General features: G+C 67.6%; 13 protein-coding genes. 2 read left to right on the top strand and 11 right to left on the bottom strand.

The window, feature by feature from the left end; genetic code table 11:
• Positions 1-6: 6 nt before the first annotated feature.
• Positions 7-3,186, bottom strand: a complete 3,180-nt coding sequence (locus tag AC1DZQ_RS12975; RefSeq protein ID WP_476963915.1) for a bifunctional cytochrome P450/NADPH--P450 reductase — start codon at positions 3,184-3,186, stop codon at positions 7-9.
• Between the two features lie 150 nt (positions 3,187-3,336).
• On the opposite strand from AC1DZQ_RS12975, the gene AC1DZQ_RS12970 reads away from it, so the two are divergent.
• Positions 3,337-3,690: a hypothetical protein gene (locus tag AC1DZQ_RS12970; protein ID WP_476964036.1), complete on the top strand. Its 354-nt coding sequence runs from the start codon at positions 3,337-3,339 to the stop codon at positions 3,688-3,690.
• Between the two features lie 70 nt (positions 3,691-3,760).
• On the opposite strand, the gene AC1DZQ_RS12965 is transcribed toward AC1DZQ_RS12970, so the two are convergent.
• Positions 3,761-4,267, bottom strand: a complete 507-nt coding sequence (locus AC1DZQ_RS12965) for a MarR family winged helix-turn-helix transcriptional regulator (protein ID WP_018775963.1) — start codon at positions 4,265-4,267, stop codon at positions 3,761-3,763.
• A 2-nt stretch (positions 4,268-4,269) separates the two neighbouring features.
• Complete coding sequence (locus AC1DZQ_RS12960) at positions 4,270-6,015, bottom strand: AMP-binding protein (RefSeq protein WP_476963914.1); 1,746 nt, start codon at positions 6,013-6,015, stop codon at positions 4,270-4,272.
• 320 nt (positions 6,016-6,335) lie between these two features.
• Here AC1DZQ_RS12960 and AC1DZQ_RS12955 point away from each other — a divergent pair, with 320 nt between their 5' ends.
• Positions 6,336-7,469 (top strand): acyl-CoA dehydrogenase family protein, encoded by a 1,134-nt coding sequence (locus AC1DZQ_RS12955; protein ID WP_476963913.1) that lies wholly within the window; start codon positions 6,336-6,338, stop codon positions 7,467-7,469.
• On the opposite strand, the gene AC1DZQ_RS12950 is transcribed toward AC1DZQ_RS12955, so the two are convergent.
• The 8 genes from AC1DZQ_RS12950 to AC1DZQ_RS12915 form a co-directional block, all read right to left on the bottom strand.
• Entirely contained in the window at positions 7,466-9,283 is a 1,818-nt protein-coding gene (locus AC1DZQ_RS12950; protein ID WP_476963912.1) for a sensor domain-containing diguanylate cyclase, read from the bottom strand. The two genes, AC1DZQ_RS12955 and AC1DZQ_RS12950, sit on opposite strands and share 4 nt — an antisense overlap.
• Positions 9,284-9,365: 82 nt before the next feature.
• Positions 9,366-10,040: a response regulator gene (locus tag AC1DZQ_RS12945; protein WP_476963911.1), complete on the bottom strand. Its 675-nt coding sequence runs from the start codon at positions 10,038-10,040 to the stop codon at positions 9,366-9,368.
• Entirely contained in the window at positions 10,037-12,727 is a 2,691-nt protein-coding gene (locus tag AC1DZQ_RS12940) for a DUF4118 domain-containing protein (RefSeq protein WP_476963910.1), read from the bottom strand. Before AC1DZQ_RS12940 ends, AC1DZQ_RS12945 begins: the two co-directional genes overlap by 4 nt.
• A gap of 12 nt (positions 12,728-12,739) precedes the next feature.
• Positions 12,740-13,369, bottom strand: coding sequence for a K(+)-transporting ATPase subunit C (gene kdpC / locus AC1DZQ_RS12935; protein ID WP_476963909.1), 630 nt, complete (start codon positions 13,367-13,369; stop codon positions 12,740-12,742).
• Positions 13,370-13,376: 7 nt separating this feature from the next.
• Positions 13,377-15,515: a potassium-transporting ATPase subunit KdpB gene (kdpB, locus tag AC1DZQ_RS12930; protein WP_476963908.1), complete on the bottom strand. Its 2,139-nt coding sequence runs from the start codon at positions 15,513-15,515 to the stop codon at positions 13,377-13,379.
• A complete protein-coding gene (gene kdpA, locus AC1DZQ_RS12925) occupies positions 15,512-17,179 on the bottom strand; it encodes a potassium-transporting ATPase subunit KdpA (RefSeq protein WP_476963907.1) in 1,668 nt (555 codons plus the stop codon). The genes kdpB and kdpA overlap by 4 nt, the downstream gene beginning before the upstream one ends.
• 7 nt (positions 17,180-17,186) lie before the next feature.
• Positions 17,187-17,285: a potassium-transporting ATPase subunit F gene (locus AC1DZQ_RS12920; RefSeq protein ID WP_476963906.1), complete on the bottom strand. Its 99-nt coding sequence runs from the start codon at positions 17,283-17,285 to the stop codon at positions 17,187-17,189.
• A 404-nt stretch (positions 17,286-17,689) separates the two neighbouring features.
• The gene (locus AC1DZQ_RS12915) at positions 17,690-19,666 is read right to left on the bottom strand and encodes an APC family permease (RefSeq protein WP_476963905.1); all 1,977 of its coding nucleotides are present in this window, start codon (positions 19,664-19,666) and stop codon (positions 17,690-17,692) included.
• Between the last annotated feature and the right edge of the window lie 95 nt (positions 19,667-19,761).

Here is a 19,761-nt window from a genome sequence, read left to right as displayed (position 1 = left end):
CCGGCATTACGTGAAGATGTCGGCCACGTACCTGCCGTGGGTGCGCTCCACCTCATCCATCCAGGCCTCGGCCTCCGCGTTGGTGGCGCCGGTCGCTTCCTGGTAGATGAGGACGCACGTCTCCCGGACCTGCGGCGCCATGTGCTTGCCGTCGCCGCAGACGTAGACCGTGGCGCCCTGCCGGACCAGCTCGACGACGTCGGCCCGGTCCGCCCACAGCCGGTCCTGGACGTACTTCAGGCCGTCCTCGGGTGCGCTCGAAAAGACCGGCCGCAGGTCGAGGTTGGCTTGGTCCGCCCACGACGCAAGTTCCGCGCGGTAGAGGAAGTCGGTGTCCGGGGCCCGGCAGCCGAAGAACAGCAGGGCAGGCGCCGGCGTCGTGGCCTCGGCCTCGGCCCGCAGCGCCCGGTCCTGGACGAAGCCGCGGAAGGGTGCCAGCCCGGTCCCGGCGCAGACCATGATGAGCGGGACCGCCAGGGACTGCGGCGGGTGGAAGGCCGTGTTCGAGGGGCGGACCGTAACCGCGACCCTTGACCCGGGCCTGGCCTGGGCGAGGTAGGTGGAAGAGGCCCCTTCGAAGACGCCGCGGCCGGACCAGGCCGGAGCCTGGATGACGGCGAAGGTGAGGGTCGCGTGATCGGGGCTCCAGAGCGGGGACGAGGAGATGGAGTACCGCCGCGGGGTCAGCTGGGTCAGCAGCTGTAGGAACGAGGTGAACGACAGCTGGCATGACGGATACGTCTCCAGCAGGTCAAGGATGGAGACGCGCTTGTCGAGGATCTCGGCCGCATGGCGCCCGCGGTCCTGCGCCAGGGCCTCCAGCTCCCGGCGGTGGTCAGGATCCGCCGCGACATCAGCCAGGTCCTCGAGCTGGGTGCGGGTGGCGGGGACCGCGAGCTCCACGTAACTGCTCAGCAGTTCGCCCACGGCCACCGGCGCACCCGTGGGCAGGAACGTGTCCCCGTGCTCCATGCTCAGCTGGACGTGCGAGTCGTAGTCGAGGTTGAACCGGGCCAGGGCCCGCTGCACGAGTTCGCTGGGATTCAGCGGCAGCACGGCCAGATAGTCTCCGGTCCGGTAGCTCATCCCCTCGGGCAGGGCGATCTCGACATGCCGCTTGGACCGGGCGCCGGGCTTGGCCAGATCGACCAGTTCCCGGTTCGCGACGACGGTACCCAGTGCCAGCCCGTTCTGGCGCAGCATCGGGTCCCGGACGTTGCCGACGAACTGCAGTTCCAGCTCGGGCTGCGCTGTCGGCGGGCTGGTCCGCTGTCCGAGGGCGGCGTCCACAGCGGGCCAGAATCCCGCGTACCACTCTTCGAAATCGCCGAAGAAGTCGCCGCGGGCGTTGGCTTCGCCCCGGGCATAGATGCGGGTGGCACCGGCAGCCTCGAGCCGGGCGTCGACGGCCTTGGGCACCTCCTGGTAGGTTCGCGCCCAGTCCTTGTTGCCGTTGCCGAAGACCGTGTACCGCACCCCGGCGAGGGCGTCCGGCTGCAGGCCTTCGGTCCAGGTCACGAATTTTCGGGCGTTGTCCGGCGGCTGCCCCTCGTAGGAGGACGTCACGATCGCGACGAGCCCCTCCGATGGCAGCCCGCCGCCCGCCTCGTCGAGCGGACCGATAGTGGGGCTGTAGCCGCGTCGTCCGGCGTCGTTGGCGATGCGCTGGGCGAAGTCCTTGGACGTGCCTGCATTGGAACCGTAGAGCACGCGGATCGGGACGCCGTTGGGCGCGGCGGCCGCCGCTGCCGCATCGGCCTGCCGGGCGTGTTCGACGGCGGCCTGCCGGCCGGCCGTGATGGTGACGTCCCGCCTGCGCACGTGGATGAACAGCCCCTCTGGCTTCATCGTCAGCGTGTGCTTGATCTGCAGTTCATACGCCGGGTCCGCCGCAGTGACGTCGAAGCGCTGCAGGAGCTTGGCCAGGAAGAGCATGGCCTCCTGCAGGGCAAATCCCCGGCCGATGCAGGAGCGCTGCCCGTTGCCGAAGGGCTTCCAGGCATTGGCAGGGATTTCCGCGGCCCGAACAGGTGAGAACCGGTCGGGGTCGAAGATCCCGGCGTCCTCGCCCCACGCCGCCTTGTCCCGGTGCAGCTGCGGGATCAGGACCATGATGGGCTGGCCTGCCGGGACCTCGTAGCGGCCGCCAAGCGTCGTGTCCTCGTACGGGGCGACATTGAACGCCGGGGCGGTGGGCCACAGCCGGAGCGTTTCCTTCAAGATCTGGTCCAGGTACCCCAGCCGGGGCAGGTGCTCGAACCGGGCGCTCTCGGTGCCGAGGACCTCGTCCACCTGGGCACGCGCCTTGGCCAGGACAACCGGATGGCGCAGCAGTTCGTAGAGCGCGAAAGAGAGCAGGCCGCTGGTGGTCTCATGCCCGGCCACCAGGAAGGTAACCATCTGGTAGCGGACGTTTTCCTCGCTCAACCGCTCGCCGGTCACCGGGTCCGCGGCGTTGAGCATGGTGTCCAGGATGTCCTCGCTGCCGGGCGGGCTGGGGTTGCGCCGACGATCGCTGATCATCTGGTCGGCGACTTCGAACATCAGGGCATGGTCTTCCTCGAGCTGGTGGCGCCTGCGCAGCATGATCTTGTTCTGGACCGGGAGCCTGCGCGCCCGATCCCCGGACTCGACCAGACCACGGACCATGGCCCCGACGAAGGGATGCATATCTTCCCGGTAGAGGCTGTTGAAACGGTAGCTGAAGGAGCACAGGGCAATGGTGTCCAGGGTCAGCCGGGTGGTGTTGTCCGGGACGTCGATCCGGGCCGTCGGGCCGAGTCGCTCCCACTTCAGGAGCAATTGCTCGGCGATGTCGTCCATGCCGCTGAACATCCGCGTCAGGGCCGCTGGCCCGAATGCCGGCATCAGGATCCGGTGCGCCTTTTGCCAGTTTGGTTCTTCTGTTCTTGCGGTGAACAATCCGTCGCCGATGAATTCCCGCACCTGCCGAAGGGAAACGCCCAGCACCTTGCCGAACCGGGACTCGTCGCAGACTTCGTTGACGAGCTGCTGGGAAGAGATGGCGATGATGCTGCGGTTGAAGAACTGGATGCGGACAATGGGGCCGTACCGCTCGGCCACCTCCACAATTCCCAGGATTCCCTTGCTGGAGTCGATGTCGGGCAAATTGCCGACCACCGGCTTCGTGGGAGGCTGCGGTATGGGGACGCTGGGCGAAGTCATGGCCACTCCTAGGCGATCGCCAATGGACGCGCTGTGAGCACTGCTTGCTGCCTGGCCGGGCGGCGCTGCCCGGCTCCGAACCACGATACTCCCGTCAGATTCCGGACAAAATAGGGCGTTCCTCAGCCGTCGAACGGGAGGCAGTCCTGGCTGGCCGAGGACGGCGCCTGGGTGGCAGAGCGGAAGGGACTCGGCGTCTGCGGGGCGATCATTCTGGGCGAAGCCCACGACTTCGTCCCGGCCGCTACTGGCGAGGAACTGTATGTGCGCGTCCTGATCGGCTCACGCCGCCCGGAAGGCAAGGGCGTGGGCAGGTTCCTGCTCGGCTACGCGGACGATGAAGCCACCCGCCTAGGCGTGCCGCTCCTCCGCGTTGACTGCTACGGGGGAGGCCAGGGCGACCTGGTCCGCTTCTACGAATCCGCCGGCTACGAGCGCACCGAGACGTTCAAGGTCAAGGATTGGCCCGGGCAGATCCTCGAACGCCGGCTGGCCTTGAGCTGATAGAGGCGGATTGATTGTCCCGGACAGGTTTGTCCCGGACTGTTTTGGACCGGACAGGACTGTTCGGGCGTCAGCCGCTGAAATCCCCGGCGTTCCGGCGGAACGTGCCCAGGATCCGGATCAGCTGGTCCACGTCCTGGTCCCCGAAGCCGGACTGGCCGAAGACCTCGGAGTTCAGCACCGCCGTCGCCCGTTTGGCCAGGGCGCGCCCGTCGGAGGTGAGCTCGATCAAGGTGGTGCGGCCGTCCGTGGGGTGCGGCGAGCGGATCACCAGTCCGGCTTCCTGGAGCCGGTCCACGGCGTTGGTGACCGAGGTGGGATGGACCTGCAGCAGCGCGCTCGCCTTGTTCATGGGCAGCGCCCCGCTACGGGCGAAGCTGAGCAACGCCAGCAGCTCGTACCGGGCAAAGGTGAGCCCGAACGGCTTGAGCACGGCCTCGATCCGACCCAGCAGGATCTGCTGGGTCCGCATGATCGCGGTGATGGCGGCCATCGGGGCGGCGACGTCGGACCAGCCGTGGCGCTCCCAGTTCAGCCGGGCGTCGGCGATCGGATCTCGCGGAAGCGGTGTTCCCACGTTCAGCCCTGACCCTTGAGCCCGGGGAAGTCGGAGTCGGAGTACTCGACGCCGAGGCCTTCCGGAACGGGTCCGCCGCCGTGGCGGACTTCCTCGCTGTGCCGCAGCTCCACGCGCCGGATCTTGCCGGAGATCGTCTTGGGGAGCTCGGCAAACTCCAACCGGCGGATCCGCTTGAACGGGGCCAGGTGCTCCCGGCAGTACCGCAGGATGTCCTCGGCCAGCGCCGGGCCCGGCTGGTGCCCGGCCGCCAGGACCACAAACGCCTTCGGCACCGACAGCTTGAGCGGGTCAGGGGAGGGGACGACGGCGGCCTCCGCCACCGCCGGGTGCTCGATCAGCACGCTCTCCAGTTCGAAGGGCGACAGCCGGTAGTCGGAGGACTTGAAGACATCGTCGCCGCGGCCCACATAGGTGATGATGCCGCGCTCGTCCCGGCTCGCCATGTCCCCCGTGTGGTAGTAGCCGTCGCGGAACGCCTCCGCCGTCTTCTCCGGGTCGCCGTGGTAGGCCTTCATGAGCCCCACGGGGCGGGGGTCGAGGCGCAGGCAGAGCTCGCCGTCGTCGGCCTCTTCACCAGTGGCGGGGTCAACGAGGACGACGTCGTAGCCGGGCAGCGGCTTGCCCATGGCGCCGATTTTGATCGGCTGGCCCGGGGTGTTCGCGATCTGCACGGTGGATTCGGTCTGGCCGAACCCGTCCCGGATGGTTTGCCCCCACGCGCGGTGGACCTGGTCGATCACCTCGGCGTTGAGCGGTTCGCCGGCGGACACCACTTTGGTGGGCGGGTTCTTCAGAAGGGTGAGGTCGGCCTGGATCAGCATCCGCCAGACCGTGGGCGGGGCGCAGAAGCTGGTCACGGATTCGCGGTCCATCTGCTCCATGAGCGCCTTGGCGTCGAAGCGTTCGTAGTTGTAGATGAACACGCACGCCTCGGCGATCCAGGGGGTGAACACATTGGACCAGGCGTGCTTGGCCCAGCCCGGCGAGGCCACGTTGAGGTGCACATCGCCCGGTTCCATCCCGATCCAGAACATCGTGGACAGGTGTCCCACCGGGTAGGAGGAGTGCGTGTGTTCCACGAGCTTGGCCTTGGACGTGGTGCCCGAGGTGAAGTAGAGCAGGAGGGTCTCGTCGGCCAGGGTGGGGGCGTCCGGGGTGAAATCCGTGCCGGCCGCGGCAGCGTCAGCGCCGTAGTACTGCCGGGCAGTTTCCAGGGCTGCGGCGGGATTCGCGGGACCCCCGCCGATTTCGATCAGCGTGTAGTCACCGGCGACGTCGGCGAACTTGGCGATGTTCGCGCTGCCGACGGCGGCCCAGGCCGCGCCGCCGCGCTCTACCCGGTCCTGGAGGTCGGCGGGTCCCATCAGTGTGGTGGTGGGAATCATGACGATGCCCAGCTTGATGCCGGCCAGCATGAGTTCCCAGAGCTCCACCTGGTTGCCGAGCATGATGATCATCCGGTCCCCGCGCCGCACGCCCTGCCCGCGCAGCCAGTTGGCCACCTGGTTCGAGCGCCGGGAGAGGTCCGCGAAGCTGCGCCGGGTCGCGGACCCGTCCTGTTCGACGATCACCAGCGCCGGCTTGTCCGCCTTAGCCGGGTCTGCCGCGAGCTGGTCGAACCAGTCCAGTGCGAAGTTGAACTCCTCGAAGCGGGGCCACTGGAATTCGCTGCGGGCGCCGTCGTAGTCCCCGCGCAGGGCCAGCAGCCGGTCCCGTGCGGCCCGGAATTCCTCAGTCACGGTCATGGTGCACCTTTCGAAGTACCCTGGCGCTGCCGTTCCGGGCACGGCGCCGTTGCCTGGGATCCGCTGGCCCGGCGCGGTGCCTGCCTAGTGATCCCCGTCACTGTGCAATATACTAGGACATCCAAGGGTTTGGAAGAGCGGCGCTGCTCTGCAGGCGTTGCATGACGAAGGGATACGTGCCCGTGCAGCCACAAGGACGTGCCAGCGGACAACCAGCGCCAGCGGAATCAGGCGTAGCCGGATCAGACACAGCGGGCGTCGCGTCGGCGACAGGCGCCGCGGCAGCAGTTGTGCAGCCGCCGTTTCCCGATGCCGACCTCATGTACATCGTTGACCTGCTGCCGCCGGACGAAAAGCTCCGCTACCTGGAGGTCCGGGAGTTCCTGCAGTCCCGGATCCGGGCCGCGTCGATCGACTACTGGAACCGCGAGGAGTTTCCCTTCGGCCTGCTCGCCGAACTCGGCAAATACGGCCTGGGCGGGCTGCAAACGGACGGCACGTCCAAGCTCTTCAAGGGGCTCATGTACGTCGAGGTGGCCCGCGCCGACGTCTCCCTCTCGGCGCTCGTCGGCATCCACAACGAGCTGATCGTCGGCATGATCGATGAGCTGGGCTCGGAGGACCAGAAGGCACGCTGGCTCCCTGGCCTCACCGCGTTCACCCAGCTCGGAGCCTTCGCCCTGACGGAGCCGGACCACGGCTCGGACATCGCCGGGGGCCTGGAAACCACCGCGCGGCTGGACGGCGGCGAGTGGGTCCTCAACGGCGCCAAGCGTTGGATCGGCGCCGGCACCATCGCGGACTTCGCCCTCGTTTGGGCCCGGGACGTCGCAGACCAGCACATCAAGGGCTTCATCGTGGAGACGGACCGTCCGGGCTACACCGCCACGAAGATCGCCAATAAGATCGGCCTGCGCATCATGCAGAACGCGGACATTGTCCTCGACGAGGTCCGCATCCCGGCGGCCAACCTGCTGCCCGGCGCCACCGACTTCTCCAAGGCCAACGAACTCCTGCGCGATTCGCGGGCCTGGGTGGGCTGGCAGGGCGCCGGCATCCAGCTGGCCGCGTTCGACGTCGCGCGCGCCTATTCGCTGCAGCGCCGCCAGTTCGGCAAGGAACTGGCCCGCTTTCAGCTCATCCAGCAGCAGCTCGCCGAGATCCTGGGCAACGCGACCGCCTCCCTGGCGCTGATGGCACAGCTGGCGCGAATCCAGGAAGACGGCAAGCTTGAGATGGTCCAGGCCGCCATGGCCAAAGCGACCACTACGCGGCTGGCGCGTGCCTCGGTGGCGATGGGCCGGTCCCTGATGGGCGGCAACGGCATCAGCAGCGACTATGAGATGGGCAAGCTCTTCGGCGACGCCGAGATCCTCTACACCTATGAGGGGAGCTACGAAATCAATTCACTGATCGTGGCGCGGGCCGTGACGGGGAAGTCCGCTTTCGTCTAGGCTCCCCGGGTGTCCGTGCCGTCCCGCGCTTGCCCTGCCTGAGCGGACTGGGCGGCAGGGCTGGCGTGGCCGTACCGGGACGTGCGGTTGCGGCCGCCGTTCTTGGCCTCGTACAGGGCCCGGTCCGCGCAGTCCAGGAGGGAGCCGGCGGCGGCGTCGCCCTGCTCGCAGACTCCGGCGGAGATCGTCAGGAAACCAACTTCCCCGAAGGGTTCTGACGCGATGGCCTCGCGGGCACGTTCGGCCGCGCGCAGGGCCTCGACGCCGTCGGTCTCCGGGAGCAGCCACACGAACTCCTCGCCGCCGAACCGGGCCACGATCTCCTTGGCGCGGGCGACCGTCCGGAGCCTCGCCGCGACCTCCGCCAGGACGACGTCGCCCATTAGGTGACCGTGGGTGTCGTTGACCCTCTTGAAGTGATCGATGTCCAGGACGACGGCACTGAGTCTGGTCCCGCGGCTCCCGGCCAGCGCAACCTGTTCGGCGAGGTGGCGTTCTAAGGCGCGCCGGTTGGGCAAGCCGCTGAGGGCATCGGTCGTGGCCTGCTGCTCCAGGTCGGTCCGTGCCTCAGTGTTGCCGATGGCGATCTCGACGAGCTCCGCGAACTGGGCCAACCGCTCCATCATCGCTTCCGTGACCCCTGTGCGCGACTTCGAGGTCAGGCTGACCGCACCCCACAGGCTGCCGCGGACCCGGATCGGCGCCGCTGCGGCGGACTGGAAACCGCCGGCGCGCATCTCCTCTGCGGCCTGTCCACCCTCCGGCCGGTAGACAACGAGGGCCGGCTTGCCGGTCACTGCCACCCGGATGGTGGCGGACTCGTCCGTCCGGGCGAAGATCTGCCGCCGGCTCAGCGTCGGCGGGAGCGTCGGGGCCATAGCGACGATTTCCGCCGAGGACGCGCCCGTGAAACGGACGACGGCGGCGGAATCCACGTTGAACAGATCGCGGACAATCGCGGCGACCCGCTCTGAAATGTCTGCGGGGGCCGCGTTGCGGGCGACTTCGGTGGCTATTTCGTGCAGGGCCTGCCAAACCTTTTGTTGCTGCAGGCGCTCGGTGATGTCAACCGCCACCACCATGCCGGCCGCGGCCTCATCGTCGGAATAGACCGGCCCGGCATTCAGCCGGTAGGTGCGGTGCCCGATCTGCCGGCTCCAGGAGACCTCGCGGCCGGCGAGGGCCGCACGGTAGCGCGGCTCGAGCTCGCTGGCGAGATTTCCCTTGAGCACGTCCTGGATGCGTTGGCCTTCGAGCTCTTCCTTGCGGTAGCCGAAGGTCTCCAGCTCCTGGCCTTCGGCGATCAGGTAGCGCAGCTCGGCGTCGAAGAGGAGGACGAAGACGCCGGGGACGCTCCGCGCCAGGGCACGGTACCGGTCCATGTCCCGTTGCCGGCGCCGGTCGGCCAGCACCCGCTCGGTGATGTCAGTGACCAGGACGAAGAAGCCCTGCACCGCGCCGTCCTGGGCATCGGGGGTGTACGTCACCTCGGTGAAGCGGGACCGGCCCGCGGCATCCACCAGTGTGCGGTCAAACTGTTGCAGCTCTCCGGCGAGCGCCCCCTCGATGTGCGGCCGGTTTGCCTCGAAGACGGTCTCGCCGAGCACGTCCCGGACATGCATGCCGTGAAGCTTCTGGGGCGCGATCCCGAACCATTCGCAGTAGGCGTCGTTGGCCAGGCGGTTGCGCAGTCCCGTGTCCCAGTAGCCCACGAGGGCCGGGATCCCGTTGAGGACGGCGCGCAGCTGCGCCGGGATCTCCGGCAGCGGGGATGCGCCGGCATCGTCCCTGTTGAGTGGGCTGCGATTAGTCATGGCCCAAGTATCCATGGCCGGGTTGCCTGGAGGGAAACGGCAGTATCACAGACCGTCTGCAGGCCGCGGCATCGGAAAACCGTCAGGGCATGAACCGGTAGCCGATGCCGGCCTCTGTGAGTAGGTGGCGGGGGCTGGCGGTGTCCGGTTCCAGCTTGCGGCGCAGTTGGGCCATGTAGACCCGGAGGTAGTTGGTCTCCTTGGCGTACGCCGGGCCCCAGACCTTGGAGAGCAGGTGTTGCTGCGTGATGAGTTTTTCCGGATTCCGGACCAGAACCTCCAGAATTTTCCATTCCGTGGGGGTCAGCCGGACGTCCCCGCCGTCCCGGGTCACCCGGTGCTTGGCAAGGTCCACGGTGAAGGCATCGGTCCTGACCACCGCTTCGTGTTCCGGTTCGACGCTGCGGCGCAGCAGGGCCCGGAGCCGGGCAAGGAGCTCGTCCAGGCCGAACGGTTTGGTGATGTAGTCATCCGCGCCGGCATCGAGAGCCTCGACTTTGTCTTCGGAGCCGTGCCTGGCGGACAGCACCAGGACCGGCACACTGCTGAAACCGCGCAGCTCCTTCAGGACGCGGGTCCCGTCAATGTCAGGCAGGCCGAGGTCCAGGATGATGAGTGAGAGCGGGCTCTGGGTGGCTGCCAGCAGCGCAGAGGTCCCGTCTACCGCGGTGGTGACGGCGTAGCCGTGGGCCTGGAGCGTGATCCGGAGGGCCCGAAGCAGATGCGCGTCGTCGTCGACCACCAGTACCGCCGTCATGCTGCGTCCGGTCCGGACGCAAGGGGCAGCGCATGGCCGCGGCGCGTCATGAGTGACTGCGGCTCGAGCGGGGCCTGGGCGCGGTGCCCGTCATACGGGGTGCCCGTGGACAACGGAAGCCGGACAATCATCGTCAAGCCGCCGCCGGGCGTCGCTTCGGCAGTCAGGCTGCCGCCCATGGCATCGGTGAACCCTTTCGCCACCGCCAGCCCGAGCCCGATCCCGGTGGTTTGCGGCGCGTCGTCGAGCCGCTGGAATGGCCGGAACATTTCCAAGACACTCTCCGCCGGGATTCCGCGTCCGTGATCGATGACCCGCAGCTCGCCGGCGGGGCGCCCTTCGAGAGTCGCCGGGCTCAGCCCGCCGGCCGCCCCGACCAGGACGATGTCAGAATCAGGGGCATATTTCACGGCGTTCTCGACGATGTTCGCAATCACCCGTTCCAGCATTCCGGGGTCGGCTTCGATCTCCGGCATGTTGGGAGGCAGGTCCACCCGCACTCTCCCCGCGGGGACGGCGCCCAGGGAACCCGGGATTACTTCGTACCAGCGCACGGGCCTGAGCAGGGGATTTACGGCATCCGCGGTGATCCGGGACATGTCCAGCAGATTGCCCACCAGCGCGTCCAACCTGTCCGAACACTCCTCTATCGTCGCCAGCAGCTCCTGCTCCTCTTCCTTGGTGAAATGGACGTCGCCGTGCCGAAGTCCGCCGACTGCAAGTTTGATCCCGGCCAAGGGGGTGCGCAGGTCGTGCGAGACGGCGCGGAGGATGGAGGTACGCATCGTGTTGCTCTCGGCCAAGCGAAGCATTTCCCGCCGGCTGGCCACCAGCTGCTGGCGTTCCAGCTGTGCCCCCAGATGAAGTCCGAACGCCCCCAGGAGGCGCCGGTCGCTTGCCGGCAAAATCCGTCCGAACAATACAAGGCGGGTGGTGGCGTCGATTTCTTCCACGTTGTCCGGGGCGGCATCGGTTTCTGTCTCGCTAGGGGACAGGTCTGGAATTTCTCCGGCGGCGGCCTGAAGATGCCACCGCCGGTTTGGTGTTGCTCCGCCGCCGTCGTCTGCGCCGTCGTCCGGCAAGCCGTAGCCAAGGCTGAAAAGAGCGGCACCACGCACCTGGAAGACGCTCAAGGCTTGTTCCAGCAATGCCTGAACCGTGTCCTCCAAGCCGGCGGCGCTGCGCGTCAGGTCCCCCAGCGTCGTGGCTTCGGCGCGGGCCCGTGCCGCCTCCTTGGAGCGGCGGGCCGATAGGTCGACCACAACGGCAACTGCGGCAGAGACGCCCACAAACACCAGAAGGGCCAGGAAGTTCTGCGGATCGCTGATCGTCAGGTTGCCCAGCGGCGGAGTCGAAAAGTAGTTCACCAGGAGGCTGCTCCACAGCGCGGCCAGGATGGCCGGCCACAACCCTCCGATGAGCGCCACCGCCACCGAACCGGTGAGCTGGACCAGCATGGCGGCGGCCACATTCCGGTCTGGGTTCAGGAACGAAAGCAGGAGTTGCAGGATCACCGGGAGCAGCACAGCAAGGCCGAACCCGATGGCGACCCGCACGCGGCCAAGGTCGCGCTGCCGTGACGGGCGGGTTCCCCGGCCGCCGAGGGGATGGGAGACCATATGGACATCGATGTCCCCGGAATCGCGGACCACCCGGGTGCCTACCCCGCCGCCGAGCAGGTTTCCCAGCAGGCCGGCGAGCTTTTTGTGGCGGGAGATGCCGACGACGATCTGGGTCGCGTTGACGCTGCGGGCGAAGTCCAGGAGGGCTGCAGCAGGATCCTCCCCGGTCACGATGTGGTAGCTGCCGCCCAGATCCTGGATCAGGCGGCGCTGGGCTTCCAGCGCCTGGGGGGATTCGCTGGCCACACCATCCGCGGCGCGGACGTGTACTGCCAGCAGGTCTCCGCCATTGACGCGGTTGAGGATGCGGGCCCCCCGGCGGATCAGGACTTCCCCTTCCGGGCCGCCGGTCAGCCCAACGACGATTCGCTCCCGGGCCGGCCAGCTTTCGTCGATGCCCTGTTCGGCGCGGTACTTGGCCAGGCCCTCGTCTACCCGGTCGGCCAGCCACAGCAAGGCAAGTTCGCGCAGTGCCGTGAGGTTGCCCAAGCGGAAATAGTTCGAGAGGGCGGCGTCGATCTTGTCGGCCGCGTAGATCTTGCCGTCGCCCAGGCGCTGGCGGAGCAGTTCGGGGGAGATGTCCACGAGGTGGATCTGATCTGCGCGGCGGACGACGTCGTCCGGCACCGTCTCCGCCTGATGGACGTCGGTGATGGCGCTGACGACGTCGCCGAGGGACGCCAGATGCTGGACGTTGACGGTGGAAAGAACGTTGATGCCGGCGTCAAGGAGCATAGCGACGTCCTGCCAGCGCTTGGGATTGCGGCTTCCGGGGATGTTGGAGTGGGCGTATTCGTCCACAACCGCGGTCCCCGGCGCCCGGGCCAGAACGGCGTCGAGGTCCATCTCCTCAAACTCCGTGCCCCGGTAGGGCAGCCTCTTGGGCGGAATGACTTCGAGTCCCTCCAGGAGCGCCCGCGTCTCGCTGCGTCCGTGGTCCATGGCGAACGCCACCACGACGTCCTCGCCGCGCTTGCCGAGACGGTGGGCTTCTTCGAGCATCTCGTAGGTCTTGCCCACACCCGGCGCCGCCCCCAGGAAGATCCGCAGCATTCCACGTGCCATGCCGTCATTCTCTCACTTGGATTGTGCCGGCTGCGACGGCGGGGCGGCCGCCGCCACGGCGAGGTTGAGGGCAGTCACGTTGACCGACGGCTGGCCGAGAAACGCGGCTAGTCCACTGCTGGTGTGCTGCTGCACCAGGGAGGCAACGGCGTCGGTGCTGAGGCCGTTCGCTGCTGCCACCCGCGCAAGCTGCAGTTTGGCGTACGCCGGGGAGATGTCCGGGTCCAGCCCGGAACCGCTGGCGGTCACGGCGTCGGCCGGCACCGCTGCCGCACCCACGCCTTCAGCGGCGGCGACGGCGGAGCGGTTGGCGGTGACGGCGTCGAGCAGTTTCTGATCGTTGGGCCCCAAATTGGACGCCGAGGACGACGCCGGGTCCCACTTCACGGCCGAGGGCCGGGCGTGAAACCAGCGCGGGTCCTGAGCGCCGGCGTCATCGGCGGAGGCCTGGGCGATCAGGGCGGACGCGGCCGGGGCGCCGGCAGCGTCTTTGAGGATGGAGCCGTTGGCCTGGTAGGGGGCGATCAGCTGCCCGACGCCGAAGACGGCCAGGGGGTAGGCCGCGCCGAGGACCAATGTGGCGAGGATCAGGAAGCGCAGGGCGGTTCCTGCCTGCCGGAGGTAGCCGGTGAGTGCGTTCATGGGATTCCTAGCCGATTCCGGGGATGAGGGAAATCATCAGGTCGATGATCTTGATGCCGATGAAGGGTGCGATGAGCCCGCCCAGGCCGTAGATCAACAGGTTCCGGGACAGTGCCTGATTGGCGGAAACGGCGCGGTATTTCACGCCGCGGAGCGCGAGCGGGACCAGGGCGATGATGATCAGGGCGTTGAAGATCACCGCGGACAGGATGGCCGAGGACGGGGTGGCCAGACCCATAATGTTCAGCAGTCCCAGCCCGGGGAAGGCGGCAGCGAAAAGGGCCGGGACGATCGCGAAGTACTTCGCGACGTCGTTTGCCACGGAAAACGTGGTGAGGGCGCCGCGGGTGATGAGGAGCTGCTTGCCGATGCCGACGATGTTGATGAGTTTGGTGGGGTCCGAGTCGAGGTCCACCATGTTCGCGGCGTCCTTCGCGGCCGGGGTGCCGGAGTTCATGGCGACGCCGACGTCTGCCGCGGCCAGGGCCGGGGCGTCGTTGGTGCCGTCACCGGTCATGGCCACCAGCCGGCCTGCGGCCTGCTCTTTTTTGATGACCGCGAGTTTGTCTTCCGGGGTGGCTTCGGCCAGGAAATCATCGACGCCGGCCTCGGCGGCGATCGCCTTGGCGGTGACGGGGTTGTCCCCGGTGATCATCACGGTCCGGATGCCCATTTTCCGCAGTTCGGCGAAGCGGGCGTGCATGCCGGGTTTGACGACGTCGGCGAGGTGGATGGTGCCCAGGATGTCCGCCCGGCCGTCCTTGGCTACCTGGGCGACCAGCAGGGGTGTAYCCCCCTGAGCGGAGATTTCCTGCACCCGGTGCTCGACCTCCGCCGGGGAGTGCCCGCCGTAGCCGGCCACGAAGGCCGCTACCGCGGTGGCGGCGCCCTTCCGGATCTGCAGCCCGTCAAGGTCAAGCCCGCTCATGCGCGTGCTGGCGCTGAAGGGGACCACGGCAAAATTGCCGCAGCCGCGTTCGAGGGCGGCCAGATCGGATCCGGTCACGCCCTTGTCCGCGGCGAGGTCCACGATGGAGCGTCCCTCGGGGGTTTCGTCGGCCAGGCTGCAGACCCGGGCCGCTTCGATGAGCCGGATCCTGTCCACCTGGTTGGCGGGGAAGAAATTGACGGCGCGGCGGTTGCCGTACGTAATAGTTCCGGTCTTGTCCAGCAGCAGGGTGGTGATGTCCCCGGCGGTTTCCACGGCACGGCCGGACGTGGCGAGCACGTTGTGCTGGACCAGGCGGTCCATGCCGGCGATGCCGATCGCGGGTACCAGGGCCCCGATAGTGGTCGGGATCAGGCACACCAATAGGGCGACCAGCACGATCGGGGACGGGGTGGCGCCGGCGAGGGCGGCGAACGGGGCCAGTGACATGGTGACGGCCAGAAACACGATGGTCAGGGACACCAGCAGCACGTGGAGCGCGATTTCGTTGGGCGTCTTCTGCCGCACTGCGCCCTCGACCAGCTTGATCATCCGGTCGATGAACGTCTGACCCGGCTCGGCGGTGATCCGGATGACGATGCGGTCCGAGAGGACCCTCGTGCCGCCGGTGACGGAGGACCGGTCACCGCCTGATTCGCGGATCACCGGGGCTGATTCGCCGGTGATGGTCGATTCGTCGACGCTCGCGAGGCCTTCGATGATTTCGCCGTCCGAGGGGATGACGTCCCCGGCTTCGCAGATGACGATGTCGCCCCGCCGCAGCTCCGTGCCGGGGACGGCGTTCGTGGTGCCGTCGGGCTGGCGGAGCCTGGCCTGGACGCCTTTGCGGCTGGCGCGCAGGCTGTCGGCCTGGGCCTTGCCGCGGCCCTCTGCGATGGACTCCGAGAGCGTGCCGAAGAGGACGGTAAGCCACAGCCAGACGGTGACCGCGACGCTGAAGGCAGAGGGCCGGATCAAGCAGATCGCGGTACAGAGTACGGCACCAACTTCCACTGTGAACATCACCGGGGAATGGATCATTTGCCGCTGGGAGAGTTTCCGGACCGCGAGTGGCAGGGCGGCCGCGACGGAGGAGAGCGTTAGTTTCGCCGGGGCCTTGGTGTGGTGTTTGTGTTCGCCCGGCGTGCCGAGGGGGTTGCCGTCGGCGTAGGTCTGGGCGGCGGTGTCCGTGGCTGATGCCGTGCTGGATCGGGTCATTTGAGGAGTCCTTCTGCGAGGGGTCCGAGGGCAAGGGCAGGGAAGTAGCTCAGGGCGGTCATGATCACGGTCACGCCGAGCAGCAGCGAGCCGAACAGCGGCCCGTGGGTGGGGACGGTGCCGGCGGAGACGGGCACCTTGCCCTGCCGGGCCAGGGACCCGGCCAGCGCGAGCACCAGGACAATCGGGAGGAACCGGCCCAGCAGCATGCCCAGGCCCAGCATGGTTGAGAGGTAGGGGCCCGAGGTGGTAATCCCGCCGAAAGCGGAGCCGTTGTTGTTGGCTCCTGAAGTGAAGGCGTAGAGCACTTCGCTGAACTGGTGCGGACCCGTCGCGGGGGCGTTGGCCATGATGTCGGGCAGCATGACGGTGATGCCGGACAGGGCTAGCACCACGATCGGGGTGACCAGGATGTACATGGCCGCCAGCTTCATTTCCGTCGGGCCGATCTTCTTGCCCAGATACTCCGGGGTGCGCCCGACCATCAGCCCGGCGATAAACACGGAGATGATGGACAGGATCAGCAGCCCGTAGAGCCCGGAACCGGTCCCGCCGGGGGCGACCTCGCCGAGCATCATGTTCACCATGGCCACTCCGCCGGCCAGCGGCGGCAGCGAGTCGTGGGCGACGTTGACGGCGCCGGTGGAGGTCAGGGTGGTGGAGGTGGCGAAGATCGCGCTCGGCACGGGACCGAAGCGCTGCTCAAAGCCTTCGCCGAGGCCGCCGGCGGCCGCCGTCGCGGTTCCCTCGCCGGACGCCACGGCCCATCCCATCAGGGCAGTCGAAGCCAGCCACAGGGTGCCCATGACGGCGGCGACCGTGTAGCCCTGCCGCTGGTCGCCGACCATCCTGCCGAAGGCATACGGCAGGGCGGAGGGGATGAGCAGGATCAGGAACACCTCGAAGAGGCTGATGAAGGCGCTGGGGTTCTCGAATGGGTGGGCGGAGTTGGCGTTGAAGTAGCCGCCGCCGTTGGTCCCGAGGATCTTGATGGCTTCCTGGGACGCCACCGGGCCGCCGGGAATGACCTGGCTGATCCCGGACGCCTGGTTGGTGACGTCGGTTGGCCAGAAGTTCTGCACCACGCCGCCGAGGACCATCACCACTGCAGCGACGAACGCGAGCGGCAGCAGGATCCGGAACGAGGTCCGGGCCAGGTCCACCCAGAAGTTGCCCAGCCGCTGCGTCCTGGTCCGGGCAATGCCCCGGATCAGGGCGACGGCGACGACGATGCCGACGGCGGCCGAAAGGAAGTTCTGCACCGCCAGCAGAGACATCTGCACGAATATCCCCACCGTGGTCTCCGGGACGTAGGTCTGCCAGTTCGTGTTGGTGACAAAGGAGATGGCGGTGTTCATGGCTACCCACGGATCCACACCAGGCAGGGATCCGCTGCCCGGCAGGACGCCCTGCAGCCGCTGAAGGCCGAACACGGCCAGGATGGAAACAGCCGAGAACGCCAGGACGCTGCGCAGGTACACGGACCAGGTCTGGTCGGTACCGGCGTCGATCCCGGCGAGCCGGTAGAAGAGGCGCTCGGGCCGGGTGGACGTCGTGCCCTCGAAAACCCGGGCGAGGTAGATGCCCAGAGGCTTGTGCACGGCCGCCAGGACGATGAGCAGCGCCGCCACCTGGACAGCAAAGGATGCAGGGTTGAAGGTCATGATCCGCTCACCACTTTTCGGGATGGATCAGGACGGCCAGCAGGTAGCCGAAGAGACCCAGTCCGGCCAGCAGCAGGACGAGCCACATGATCGCGTCGCCGCTCACTTGCCACTCTCCGGCGGGTCATCGGCACCGCCGACCATCCCGGCCAGGACGTGGCCGATCCACATGACAAATCCCATGGCCACCATGAGGATTCCGATAACAGCCAGGTCGGCCATTGCAGCTTCCTTTCATCCGCGCCCCGTTTGCGGGGCTACTGAAAGTCAACTCCTCTGCAGAGCGAAAAAGCCGGTTCCTGATGGTTTCTTAACGCCCGCAGGGCGGATCTTGACGCCGTCCTAACGTGCGCGGAAGGTGGGTGGATTTTCGACGCCATCCCCGCGTCTTTCCGGCATGCCGGCGTCCGTTCCTGCAAGGATCCGTTCCCCCGGAACCGAACGGTCGGGGCGGAAAAGACCCCACGAACTCCCCGGGCTGTGGGCCTTCAGGAGCTGACGAGAGGGGGCTCAGCCGACGTGGACCCAGGGGCGCCGTGTGACGTCGGGCTCGGCTTCGCGGAGCACCTCGCGGGTGACCGGGGCTATTTCGCCCTCACCGTACGCGAGGAAGCGCAGCAGGTTGGTGACCGGGTTTCCCTCGGTCCAGCGGAAGTAGATGTGGGGCATCAGCCCCGTCACGTCCCTGATGTGGAGCAGCACCGATGCGATGGTGTTGGGCACCACGGGCCCGTGGACTTCCAGGATCTGGTATCCGTGCCGGACCACGCCGCGGACCTCCAGTGCCGTCTCAAAGTCGGAGGAATCGTCCACGATCACTTCCAGGAACAACGCCTGGTAGTCCACTGGCAGGTGGCTGACCTCGATCGCGGAAGTCAGTTTGTCCCGGTAGGCCTCGGGGCTGAGCCGGAGGGGCTCGTGGGCGATGAGCGAGATGGGCCCGTCCAGGTTGGAGGACATGAACTCCAGTGCCTGACGGTCCAAGTGGACATGGGTGGCGTGGAGTTCGAAGGAGCGCCGGATGCGCGAGAGCAGGGAGATCACGATGATGCCCACGATAAAGAACGCTGCGATCCTGATGCCTTCGGGCCGTTCGAAGATGTTGGCGACCGTGGTGTAGATGAACACCACGGCGATGACACCGAAGCCGATGGTGCGCTTGCGCTGTTGCCGGCGGCGGGCCGAAAGTGCGACGGCGACGGCGGCCGAGGTCATCAGGACCAGGACGCCGGTGGCGTAGGCGCCGCCCTGGGCGTCGACGTCGGCGTCGAACAGCCAGGTGATCAGGAAACCGATCAGCGTGAACACCAGCACCAGGGGCCGCACGGCCCGGGCCCAGCCGGGAGCCATGCCGTAGCGGGGCAGGTAGCGGGGCACGAGGTTGAGCAGCCCCGCCATCGCGGAGGCGCCGGCGAACCACAGAATCGCGATGGTGCTCAGGTCATAGACGGTCCCGAAGCCGTTCCCGAGGTATTCGTGGGCCAGGAACGCCAGGGCGCGGCCGTTCGCCGGCCCGCCGGGCTCGAAGTCCTGCGCCGGGATCAGGATCACCGTGGTGAAGCTGGTCGTGATGAGGAATGCGCTCATGATGACGGCGGCAGTTGTAAGCAGCCGGCGGGTCCCCTCGATCCGGCCTACCGGCTTGTCTTCGGTGTCACCGGGGCGCCCCTGGATCTGGGGCATCACGGCCACGCCCGTTTCGAAGCCTGAGAGTCCCAGGGCCAGCTTGGGGAAGACCAGCAGCGCGATCCCGACCACCATGAACCAGTTCCCATGCTGGGTGGTCAGGGCCAGCCACCAGTTGTCGACGGCAACCGGCTGGGCGAACACTTCAAAGATCGTCGTTATCACCACGACGACATTCAGGGCCAGGTAGATGCCGACAAGAACGACCGCAACACCGATGGCCTCCTTGAAGCCGCGGAGGAACACGGCCCCCAGCAGGGCCAGCAGGAACAGTGTGACCGCGACATTCTGGCCCTGCATCCAGGCCGGCGCGAGCGGGTTCTGGATGGCGTGAGCGGTGGCGTCAGCGGCGGACAGCGTCATGGTGATCATGAAGTCCGTCGCGGCGAACCCCAGCAGGACCAGCACCAGGAGCTTTCCACCCCAGCGCGGCATCAGCCGCTCGAGCATGGCGATGGAGCCTTCCCCACGGTGGCTTTCCCCGGCAACCCGGCGGTACACCGGCAGGGCGCCCAGCAGGGTAACGGCCACCAGCACCAGGGTGGCCAGCGGGGAGATTACGCCGGCGGCCAGAGCCGCGATCGCGGGCTGGTAGCCCAGGGTGGAGAAGTAATCGACGCCGGTCAGGCACATCACCTGCCACCACGAGTGCTTCTTCAGGTGGGAGTCGCTCACCGCGCCAGGGCCCTGATGGATTCCCTTGGCGTCCTGCAGGCCGAACAGCAGCCAGCTCCTGAAGTTCTCCCTGGCTCCCGGCCGCAACGCCGAAGGATCCGCAGGCGGCCTGTTCATCGTGGTCATGTGTGCCTCTCCGCGCGATGCCCGCCATCGTGTTCACTGCCGACGATAACACCGGCTCCGGGAGCCGCCACCGGCCCGGCGCCGATCTTGACGGA

It is taken from the genome of Arthrobacter sp. P1_C12_2 (genome assembly GCF_056406415.1).
The sequence above is the reverse complement of the archived record's forward strand: the minus strand, read 5'-3'. Positions and strand labels throughout refer to the sequence as shown.